At 53.3% G+C, this 11,440-nt stretch carries 7 protein-coding genes; 4 read left to right on the top strand and 3 right to left on the bottom strand.

Translation table 11 applies throughout. From position 1 onward, the window contains the following. Positions 1–83: 83 nt before the first annotated feature. Positions 84–422, top strand: a complete 339-nt coding sequence (locus tag FF011L_RS14045) for a hypothetical protein (RefSeq protein ID WP_145352243.1) — start codon at positions 84–86, stop codon at positions 420–422. A gap of 285 nt (positions 423–707) precedes the next feature. On the opposite strand, the gene FF011L_RS14040 is transcribed toward FF011L_RS14045, so the two are convergent. Continuing rightward, a complete protein-coding gene (locus FF011L_RS14040; RefSeq protein ID WP_145352242.1) occupies positions 708–1,580 on the bottom strand; it encodes a hypothetical protein in 873 nt (290 codons plus the stop codon). 685 nt (positions 1,581–2,265) lie between these two features. On the opposite strand from FF011L_RS14040, the gene FF011L_RS14035 reads away from it, so the two are divergent. The 3 genes from FF011L_RS14035 to FF011L_RS14025 all read left to right on the top strand — a co-directional run bounded on the left by FF011L_RS14035 (position 2,266) and on the right by FF011L_RS14025 (position 7,654). Next, positions 2,266–2,727 carry a hypothetical protein gene (locus FF011L_RS14035; RefSeq protein ID WP_145352241.1) on the top strand — a complete coding sequence of 154 codons (462 nt, stop codon included), beginning with the start codon at positions 2,266–2,268 and terminating at the stop codon, positions 2,725–2,727. 809 nt (positions 2,728–3,536) lie between these two features. Beyond that, on the top strand, positions 3,537–4,190 hold the full coding sequence (locus FF011L_RS14030) for a sigma-70 family RNA polymerase sigma factor (RefSeq protein WP_218932624.1): 654 nt from the start codon (positions 3,537–3,539) through the stop codon (positions 4,188–4,190). 35 nt (positions 4,191–4,225) lie between these two features. Further along, positions 4,226–7,654: a WD40 repeat domain-containing serine/threonine protein kinase gene (locus FF011L_RS14025; protein ID WP_145352239.1), complete on the top strand. Its 3,429-nt coding sequence runs from the start codon at positions 4,226–4,228 to the stop codon at positions 7,652–7,654. A 368-nt stretch (positions 7,655–8,022) separates the two neighbouring features. Here the strand turns inward: FF011L_RS14025 and FF011L_RS14020 are convergent, their stop codons facing one another. Together FF011L_RS14020 and FF011L_RS14015 are read right to left on the bottom strand one after the other, a co-directional pair. After that, on the bottom strand, positions 8,023–9,180 hold the full coding sequence (locus tag FF011L_RS14020) for a glucuronyl esterase domain-containing protein (RefSeq protein ID WP_145352238.1): 1,158 nt from the start codon (positions 9,178–9,180) through the stop codon (positions 8,023–8,025). 568 nt (positions 9,181–9,748) lie between these two features. Then, entirely contained in the window at positions 9,749–10,918 is a 1,170-nt protein-coding gene (locus FF011L_RS14015) for an aldo/keto reductase (RefSeq protein ID WP_218932623.1), read from the bottom strand. Between the last annotated feature and the right edge of the window lie 522 nt (positions 10,919–11,440).

The raw sequence follows: 11,440 nt of genomic DNA, 5'->3' as shown, positions 1-11,440 counted from the left end.
TTGCGTCGAAACCGGAGCTGTTTCGGGAACCTCCATCATCGGTGCCGGTGGAGTCCGTTAGCGCAGACGTTTCTGCAACGGTAGTGTTCAAGAACCGAGGAAAAACAATCAGTGCGGTGGTGGTTAACAATGCGATTGAACCGACGCCGATGCCGACAGGCAACCACCATCCTGTTCGACGTCGCTCGCTGCCCCGCTTTGCACCGGACCGCTGCCGCGATGCGGTTTGCACCGAACTCTGCTCGAACTGCCCGACTAGCGGCGTTGACTGCGAGGCGAACAAATCAGGTGCAAGCTGGTTCCCGATCGTCGTCTCCGGTTCGGAACGCCGCTGCGTGCTTGACCAACGAATCAGCGTAGAACATTTGGGGCACTTGGCAGCCTTGACCTCGCTTGGGATCAACACCACTTGCCCACACTGACATCGAATCTTCGACGAAGAAGCACCCCGTGTGCTAGCGACTTGCGATCGCGCGCCCGCTGCGGCCTTGTCAGTTGTCCGGGCACGGCTACTTGGCCCAGCATGGTTGGCCGATCGGGTCTGTGTCGCGACGCCGCCCTGCGGCTTGACCCGCAGTTTCAACACGGTCGAACACTTGGGACAACGAGCTTGCTCCACACCCGCACCCACCTTCAGTCGCAGCCCGCAAGGACATGTTACTAGTCGATCACTCATCGGTTTGCTCTTGGGCAATCGTAGACATTTTTCATTGGGAAGTTCTTTTCACAAAGAAAAGGTCCCCTGGTAAGTGATAACTCTCAGCTTTGGTGACCGTTTGATCGTCGATTCGATCCGATCCTATCGAGTACACCAATGTCTTCCCGTCTTTCTGAATGGTCTTCAGTGGCTGTCCCGAGTAGGGGTCGATCGGTGATGCCTTGATGTTGAGACGTCTGAATAGGCTGGGCAATGCTTCTGAGTCCTGAGCGTTTTGTAGTGAAGCGATCCGGACCGCAAGTGTCGCGATCGCAACTCGGCGCCGCGCGATTGCCCAAGTTGAAAGCCCGACTAATTGTTTAGGGACTGGGCGCATCATCATGCTCAACCAGGGTAGCGTGTTCATGCGTTTGAACATATCTGCGTCATTTTTCATGGCCGCTTTGAAGGCCTCCATTTGGCCTGCCTCGATTTGGTTGCGCTGTTCTAAGTACGCATCCACTGAGGTGATTCGTTCGTAGTCTCCGGATTCAAAAAAGTTCGAAATCGATTCAGCCTCTCGATTGAACGCATCCCGATTGCTTTGGATCTGATCAGGTGTAATCGTTGAAAGCGGGATTGCAAGATAGCCCATATTGGCCCGTTGGGCTTTGTCCACCGTTGAAGACAAACTACTCAGCGGGTCGGACGCATAGACGTTCGTTTCTATGTTGTACATGCTGCGGAGGAAAACCAATTCTTTCATCCGGATTATTGCGTTGGCCGTATTGATATGGTCACGATCGGCATCGTTATCAAGTGCCGACAGCAAACGTTTGACGTTTGCTTCCGTTAGGTTGTTATTGTTGACAATTTCAGGCACAAGCAAGGTGTAGACATAGTCGTTTAGGTTCCACCATTCAATGGAGCCGTCAGTTGTCATGTCGTAGGTATCGTGCAGCCTGTTTAATCGGAGTACTACCTCGAGGTCAGCAATACTCTGATCGATTTCTGGACTGTCTGCTCGAGCCAATTGCCGAAGATGGAGTAGCCAAATTAGTGTTTGAAACACTTTCGCCGACTGGAACTCCTTTCTTGTTGGATAATCCTGCACCCACAAAAAGCTGCAACGCGTTTGATGAGTTAACCGATTGAGATCGTTGAATAAGTCGTCGAAGGCTCGGAGCTCGCTGGGCTCAGGTAGCTTGCCCAATTCCTGGTAGTCCTGATACCAACGTCCAATTCGTTGACTGTTTTGCTTTCCAACGCGGATGATCTCCGTTCGCTTCGATTGCGGGTACAAAGGTTCTGGATAACAAACGACCAGTTCCGCCGAGAGGGGCGTGAGCGTCTCAAGTATCTTTGGAGCTATGTTCATGTCTGGCGGTACGTCTTCGACGTAGTCGCTAATCGGCCGCGGCAGGGTTGCGACGAAGTCTCGCTCCACGAACTCGGCCATCCCAGGCAGGCGGGGACCTGGCGGATACGTGCCGATGCGCACGAGATCGCTGTTGTTTTTTTGACTGGATGTCCGGTCAGCGGCTTTTGAGGTGGAGCCGGAACGGTCATTGGAGCCATCCGTATCAGATCGATTGGATTCCGTTTGAGCAGACGTTTCTGCGACCGGATTGTTTAAGAACCGCGGAAAGACGATCAGTGCGGTAACGGCCAACAAAGCGATCGAGCCGACGCCGATACCGATGGGTAACCACCATCCCGGTCGCTGCGACTCGCCGCCTCGCTTCGCATCGGACCGGCTCCACGATGCCGACTGCATCGCACTTTCTTGGAATTGCCCAACGGTTGGCGTTGGAAGCGACGCAAAAGAATCTGGAGCAGGCTTATTCCCGATCGTCGTCCTCGGTTCGGAGCGACGCTGCGTGCTGGACGCCCGAATCAGCGTTGAGCACTTGGGGCACCTGACAGCCTTGGCGTTGCTTGGGATCAACAGCATTTGGCCGCACTGGCAGCGAAACTTCGACGATGACGCATCACGCGTGCTGTCGATATGCGATCGCGTGCTCGTCGGAGACGCGTTGGTCGGGCGCCCATGGCTTCCTGAGCGGGCGCGGTCATCCGATCGGGTTTGAGTCGCGACACCGCCACTTGGCTTGGCGCGGACTTTCAACACGGTCGAACACTTCGGACAACGAGCCTGCTGGACGTCTGAGCCCACTTTCTGCTTTTGACCGCAGGGACATGCTATTAGTCGATCACCCATGGGATTTTTCCCAGACAAGTAAATCAGTGAACCTAAGAAAGCGTTGGATCGGTGCGCCGATGATTGTACGGGGGTGCTGCCTGGCTATCTAGAGGGGTTTTGCCTGCCTTGCGTGGCGTTGTCGCGGCGGTGTCGATTGAATCAGCGATTCGCCAGCTACCTTCCAGTGCCATCAACTTCGTTAGCGGAATGGCGTGAGCAGCATGTTGATTTAGTGCTTATCGCCCCTCGTTCGGGACGTGAAATCCATTGGTGATGGTCTCCAAGGCAGTCACGTGGCGACGCTCGCCAGAGCGTCGGCAGACTGCAATGTATCACCAATACATTTCATGTCCTCCGTGAAAGAACGCTCCCTTAAAGCTACCTTTGCTGAGCGAAAGGCTGCACTCTTTCTCTGCTTTCGATTAAGGCAACAAGTCGCGAACCGTCCGTCACTCGTATTGAAAACAGACGGAACCTACCGATCGGCTACCATCGATCGGCTTGGAAACCCATTGCAAAAAGTTGCGGTCCTTGCTTCATGCTTTTCGATCTCGGCTGCTCCCAAAACTGGATGAGGTTTCGGCGTCTCGTCTGGCATTGCGATTCGGGTATAACAGAGAAGATGCTAAAAAAAAGAACGGCAATTTTTCGCGAAATCAGTCGAATATTTAGGTTTAAATTGCGAGAGCAATTTTGTTGGCTCAGAACCAGTTCGGAAATTGCGAAGTGATTCAGGAAGGTAGCCTCGCTATTTTGCCAGGGAGTGCGACCGCGGGGGACGATCGTGGTCGCGAAGAGTTGATTGGCATGGACCGTCCATGGATGCGTTTGGTTGCCGGTCGATACACGCGGCGGATTTTCAAGGCTAGATATGACCAGTCGGACGTCGTGGAAGTTACTTTGCTGGAAGTCTGTTCGTCATTCCCTGATTTCAACGGCAAGACGACGCAGGAGATCACGCGTTGGGTCGAAGTCATTTTGGAACGGACCACTCTGCGAATGTGGCGAGAGCACGTCGCCAAGAAACGTGACGTCCGCCGCGGACTTGCGATGCAGGCTTGTCCCTCGGAACTCTCGTTCCTAAGGCCTATTCCTCGCGATCGTGTTCCGTCGGCTCAAGGGATGTCTGGTGAGCAATTGCTGATGGTGGCCCAGTCGTCGCATTCGCATCCTCAGCGTTATCGCTGGGCAATCGAGCTCCGATTCATCGCTGGGCTCAAGTTGCGTGAAATCGCTTGCCAAATGGAAACGACCATCGGTGTCGTTGCGGGATCATTGCGTCGCGGCTTGGAGGAGTTAAATCATACTTTGCCCTCGGGAGTCCGATCGAATTCAGGTGTGCACCAATAGTGGATGATTTGCAAGACCTAAATGACGATAGGCAGATGAACGACAATCCGGCGGATGATTCCGCCTTGGATGAATTGGTCGCGCAATATCTCGAAGCCATCGATGACGGACGTTCCATTCCAGTCCAAGCAATCGCTGGGATTGATCCGAGAGTTCGCGAACGGTTCATTCGCTTCGTCGAATTGGCAGGCGACATGGCTACGGTCCCCGCGGCCACAGTCGACCACCCTCATAGGATCCCTTCGTCGAAGGAGAACTTTGACAAATGCGGTGTCGATTACGGGGAGTTTCGAGTCATTCGGACGCTCGGTGTCGGCGGCATGGGAATCGTTTATCTCGCCAAGCACCGTGAGAACGAGAAACTTGTCGCGATTAAGGTGCTTCGGCAATCGATCGCCCAGCATCGGAGCTTGAATCAACGTTTCCAGCGCGAAGTCCAAGCGATTGCTTCCCTTTCGCATGCGAACATCGTCCCCCTGGTCGCGACGGGCATCGAGCCGGAACACGCCTTCTTGGCAATGGAGTTGGTCGACGGCCTGACTCTCACCGAAGTGATCGCATACGCCGAAATTCAGTTGTCTGAAGAACCGCATAACGAAAGACAAGACGACGCCCACACAAAAGTCGGACAAGCGGATGACGGTTCGCTTTCGAGAACGCCGGTGACTTCTGTTTCGGCGGCCGAATGTGCGGCTTCGTTTCTGGACCCAGTCAATTACTTCCCTGGCATCGCCTTGATCGCTGCGACGATCGCTGACGCGCTCGCAGTGGCGCATCGATCCGGGATTGTGCATCGAGATATCAAACCGTCCAATATTTTGCTCGATGCCAAGGGCAAAGCGTGGTTGACCGATTTTGGTCTCGCCTCGTTCTCCGATGATCAAACCGCATTAACGATGACCGGTGAAATCATCGGGACTCCTGCGTACATGAGTCCCGAACAAACGATGGGGCCGAGCGCGCAAGTGGATTCGCGAAGCGATCTATATAGCCTCGGTGCCACGCTGTATGAGCTTGCCACGTTCCAAAAACCGTTTGTCGGAAACCGTCACCAAATCTTGTTTGGTGTGATGCGAGGCGATATCAGTGCTCCGCGTGCGGTACGATCGAAAGTTCCGGCCGATTTGGAAGCCATCATTCTTAAGGCAATGGCTCAATTACCAGGCGATCGTTACCAGTCGGCGACGGCGATGGCAGAGGATCTAAGGCGTTTTGCTGCGGGCAAACTCGTGCACGCCAAAGGCCCGAATCGGTTTGAGCGAACATATCGCTGGATCGAGCGAAATCCGTTGGTGACACTCACGTCCCTTCTAGGATTGATCGCAACGATAGTCGCCATCTTCATCGTTCAAGCCGTAAAAGCGAATGCACTGCAGGCAGTCAATCGAACACAGGAAACCATGAACCGAGTGCTTTCTCATTCCAACCAAGCTTTAATCGCTCGCGAGCAAGAACTGCGTCAACAACTCTACATTTCCGACGTGGCTGCCGCTTTCGAAGCGTTCGATGAACGTGACTCGCCCGTAGTTCGGCAACTGCTCCTGCAGCATCAAGACCCGTCAAAAGATGCGGATATGAGAGGCTTTGCATGGCACTTTCTCGATAGCCTTTCAAGTACTTCCCAGCCGATCGTACTAACCAAACATGATGGCCCCGCCACTGAGGTGGCTCTGTTTCCTGGATCCAAGCAAGCCATTTCAGTCGGCTTTGATGGAAAGGCGCACGTATTCAATCTTGATGGCGACGCAGACACGAAGATTATCGAGGTTGGTAAGAAACTGGAAAGTGTTGCTGTCTCTTCCGACGGTTCTTCGATCCTGACCGGGGCCAACGCCGTCGAAGGGCCCAATAGCATTCACCGTTGCGATGTTAAGACAGGCAGGGTGATAGCGACGTGGCCCGGGCATGCCAATTCTGTCGATGCTGCAGCGATCTCGCCGGACGGATCCCTTTTCGCAACCGCCGACCGTTACAACGAGATTCAAATTCATGACGGTGATGGAGTACTCAAGCACCGTATCGAGGCGGCGTCACGCAACGAGTCGATGGCCTTTTTCAACAGCAATGATTTTCTTGCGGCCATCATTCGTCGACCCGTCGGTGGTGATACGGTGCAAATCTGTGACTTGACCAATGGCCAGATGTCGGAATTAGACTTTGGAATGGATACAAAAACGTTTGCGTTTTCGGCGTCCAGTGCGATTGATTCAACCTGTGCGGTCGTCGCGGCAGGCATGGATAGAATTGGCGTCCTCCAGTGGCCCAGCGAAAAGCCGATTCTCAAAGAACAAGAGATTGTCGGGAGAATTCGATGTGTCGATATCAGTCCCGATGGAGAGATCATCGCTGCCGGATGCGACGAGGGTAGTGTCTATGTTTGGGATTTGACGAATTTGGACAAACAGCAGCCGACTCATCCGCCTCAGGTGATCTACGCGAGCGAACAGAGGATTACGAGTGTGAAGATCGTGGTAGGGGCAGGAGATCTTAACGCGCAGGACTCGGATCCGCGGCGCGGAATCCTAGCCGCATCGGACGACGGCTACGTGCGACTTTGGTCTTTGCCGAAGAAAAATCCCCGACCACTATTTGCCGCCTCCGAGAACCTGCTCCACAACTATGTGAGTTCAAATTGGCGTGGTGCAGACGATCATGGGGCTTTCTATATGCGATTCGGAGATAGCTCCATCGGTATTCTCGATGCATCGCTAAATTTTCGTCGGATCCATGGTCCGCCGGCGGATACATTAGAAAAGATCGCTGTAACGGACGACGACCAGCACATTGTCGTCTCCACGCCGGACGAGATTGTTCGTCTTAATCCACAAAGTGGCCGCATCGAACGTCGAGTCGACAAGAGTGATCCGGAGCAAGCCTGTGCAGCGATGATGGTCGTGGGTGACGAGCTGTTTGCGTTATTCAATGACCATCTGATGATCATCGATCTTGAAACCTTCGAAACGAAAGATGTCTGCGGGTTGCCGGATGACAATGCAAGAGAACTTGTTCGCGTCCCTGGCACCGGAAAGGTTTACGTTGTCACGCGATTGAATATCCATGAACTGGATCAAGGGAGGTTATCTACGATCGCGACATCACCGTCGACAGCCGAAAATTACATGCACGTGGAGTTCTCCAAATCCGCAAATAAACGCGCCCTTTGCTTTCAGAACGGAAGCATTCGCATTGAATCTTGTGATGGTGCCGTCCCTCCGGTCTTGCTGCTTGGACATCGCAAGAAACCCCTCGCCTGTCTGTTCCTAGACGATGATCGGACACTGGTGTCGAGCTCGGACGACAACACGATTCGGTTTTGGAACGTCGCAACGGGGCGTGAATTAGGCACGCTAAATCTGCCAAACTCTGCCGCCACTTCGCTGTATTATTTCCCAACAGTCGGAAAGTTCGTGACCACGCATCACGAAGATCTCCCGCAAGTCTGGTCCCTAACGTTCGATGACTAATCGACGCGCTACGCATCGCAAACGAATGGCTGTTAGAGCGGGGGAAACTGACAACGTCCGTAAAAACTGCATGCTTCCTGATAGTGGTAGGACAAAAAATGGTTAGCTTTCGTGGAAGACGTGATTCTAATTGGTGACATATTTGCGGTCTAACATGCTTCCGCTGATAGGTGATCACGCACTTCAATTCTTAAAGACCACGTCCAGGCCAACAATACAGGCAGAGCGGGCACGTCAAAATATCGGAATGCATCGTCTCGGAAAGACAATCGTTTTGGATGCCACAAGGCTTTCCAGGTTCTCCATCCTGCGCTGGAAACGTTAAAAACGGGCAGCAACGCCATTCGGACCTGCCCTCAATCTTTCGTCTACCGATAATCGAAGTAGGGTTTGATGTCGCTTGGGCGATTGCCGTACCAATGCCACTGAGCAAAATCCAAAATCGAATTCCAATCCTCCGCGAGTAGGTCGTGGTTACCGGGGCGGAAGCGGAGCGAGTTGTGGTCTTTCGCACCTAGCAGTTCAAAGGCTGGCTGAGCGGCCTTGCTTGTAATGCGATTTCCTTCGGGATTTGCCCACTGATCATCGATGGCGTCGGTGCAAATGAGTGCACGTGGAGCAACGAGAGCTTTGAGGAAATGCTGATCGAAGGGTAGGCGTGATTCATGGCCAGCAAATTGTCGAAGACGGGGGTGAAACCAATAGCCGAATCGATCTGGACGAGTGATCAATTCCAGGGTCTCCACACGCTTGCCTTGGATTCGAAAACTACCCGCGCCACCAGCGCCAGAACCGTTAGCAGCGACAAGGCTAAATCGCTGATCGAGTGCACCGGCCAACAGTGACATTTTTCCACCTCGTGAATGGCCAACGATACCGATCCGCGTTAAGTCAACATCATCGCGTGATTCCAGGTAGTCGACGACACGCATGGCCCCCCAGGCCCAAACGGCAAGGGTTGCCCAGTCGTATTCGGGATAGGCCGCCTGCGCGGGCCCAACCACGTTGGCCTCGTCTGGGGCGAGGTCTTCCCGGGCGAATTCCACAAACATGAACTCGCGTCCAACGACCAGCGGAACCTCTTCGGTATGTCCGAGTGCATGCTCTTCGCGAACGATCACAGGGAGTGGTTTGTCGGTGTCGGGGCGATAGACGGCAATTCGAAACCGCACGGCCTTATGCTCGGCAACCGAAAGAGTAATCAGTTCCTCCGAAATGGTACTATCTGGGAGTGTTGAAATGCGGGTTGTTTCGGAATGAATGGTAGCAGGCCGTGGTGGCGAATGGCCGTAAGCGTAATACTCAAGGATCGCTTGCAGTTCCTTGCGTCTCCGCAGCCAATCTTGCTTCGTCACCACCGGTTTTCCGTCTTCGAAATTCAGCAAGTCGGGCAGCGTCTCAACGATCGGCAGCTTATCGAATGGACGCGGTTCCCAGTTGGGTTCTTCCGCACGCAGAGGAACTAGCATCGCTCTTTGCGAGATCCATGACACAACGAGGACAATAAAGATAATGCGAGCGCTCATTCAATACACTTTGGTCTTAAATCGCAACGCATCGATGTGCCGCGAATAGGAGCAGATTTTCATAGAAGGCATCCTGGCCTGCTGAGGGAGCATTCAGGAATCAGAGACGGCGTTTCTGCCGAGAAAGTTTCCACCATGGGCGTTCCCCGCAGCAAAGTTATTGCGTTCCAATTTAAGTCTAGCAATACCTTGCGAACTCGATTTATGCTTCCTGTTTCTCATCCATTGTAACCAACACGCTCGGCGTCGGGGCTTGCTCGAGCGATGTTTGGTCCGGCTCAGAACCTGAACGGAAGTTGCTATCGCTATGGCGGATAGCACGCCTGCCCAATTGGGGTGATCAAGGCAACGAACCGCTTTCTGACACTGAGGGTAAGACTATCCGCAACGACGCATAGCGCTAAGCACCTCTTGGAAACGATCGCTGGGGCGATTCCATCGGCTGACGATTGAACCTCGAATCAATGCAGGGGCCTCGCCGGCGACCAAGAGTGCGACCATTGCACTGAATGATCAAGACAAAGGTTTGCCCCATTTGACCTGACTCAGCGACCGAATCGTTTCCCTATCAACTCTCGGTACCGGTGGGAGCTTCTTCAGCGATGAGATTTGCGGCTTTCAACTCCCTCCAGAAATCCGCCGGGATTTGAACTTTCATCGAGGCGATATTTTCTTCCACTTGCTGAGCGGTTCTTGCGCCCGGGACAATCGCCGCAACCGTCGACGGTGCCTCGGCAAATTGCAACGCAGCGGTTTTGATATCGATGCCATGTTTTTTCGCAATCGAATCGATTGCGGTAAATTTCTTCCTCATCGGCTGAGGAATCTTGCTCGAATAGTTGAACCGATCTCGTCCTGCCAAAAATCCGCCGTTCAGTGGGGCGCCGACGACGACCGAGATGTCTCGTTCATCCAGCAGAGGAAACGTTTTTTCAAGGGCTTGTTGGTGATCCAGAATAGAGTATTGCAGAGCCAATAAACAAATGTCCGGATCGGCGACGTCAACCGCCTTGTAGATGGCATGGGGAGTATTGATGCCAAAACCCCATGCTTTGATCATGCCCTCTTCACGCATCTTTGTCAGTTCAGGCATGGCGCCTTTGACAGCTTGATCAAAATACTTGGTCCAGTCTTCGCCCATGTCACTATTTTGGGGCGAAAGATCATGGATGAACACGATGTCAAGCGACGAGACACCGATCCGATGCAGGCTATCTTCGACCGATCGACGAGTCCCCGCAGCCGTATAGTCGTATTTGTAGTGGAAGGGAGAAGGGTTCGCCCAATGCCACTTTTTTTCTAGTGGTTCGGATGATGGGGTGAGAATGCGCCCCACCTTTGATGACAAGACATAGTCCTCGCGTTTCTTGTTTCGCAGCAAGTCACCATAACGCCTCTCGCTTAGGCTAAGCCCATAGAACGGTGCGGTATCAAAATACCGAATCCCCGAGTCCCAGGCTTTATTGAGCATGCCAAGGATTTCTTCATCGTTCGATACCGTGTTAAAACCATTGCCCGCGGCAAGGCCCCCCAAGCCCATCCTGAATTTGGGGCGATAGCGTTTGTCGCCGCTGGTTTCATTGATGGGTAACTTCTCGGCGATATCCACTAGACCCTTCGTCTTCATCACGTCGCCGGAGGACATTTGGAACTTCAGTGCTTGCGCTGAAGCCGTTGAACGGACGACCGATCCAACGCCCAACGCCGCACCTGCTTGTAACAAGTTTCTTCGTGTCATCATGTCGTCATTCTCCGTGATCGATTTAAGTAACGGTCGAGCGGGAAATACGTGTCGCCTTTCGCTCCGCGAAAGTTTGAATAACTCAGCTTTCGCGGGGGACGTGAAATCTAATAGTGACGCATTGCCGGGCTGCCTACGCTCTGCGAGCGTGCCTGCGCAATTAGACGGTGGTTGTTGCAGCCTAAGCACGCTCTGGCGAGCGTGCTTAGTGACTACCTCGAAATCCGTCATTTATTGATTTCACGTTCCGAGCGAAAGGCGACTATCAAAACCGCTCGACCCTAACGTGTTGTGTGCCGTTTGTCTGTTCGTTTTATGGAGGTGATGGCAACAGGGTCTTTGATGGACCGAGTGCCACCTTCGCGCTAATTCAATGACGGTGCATACGCTAGGCCCGCCACCTTGCGCGTTAGGCAAAACCGATTTTGAAACAAGCATGGAGACTTGGAAACGGCACATCTTCTCGATTGGAATTCTCGCGGCCATTGTGTACAGCTAAGGCGAGAATCGTTGTGCCGT

This window comes from Roseimaritima multifibrata (assembly GCF_007741495.1).
GTDB lineage: Bacteria > Planctomycetota > Planctomycetia > Pirellulales > Pirellulaceae > Roseimaritima > Roseimaritima multifibrata.
Note: the sequence above shows the minus strand (reverse complement) of the source record. Positions and strands in the feature narration are given on the sequence as shown.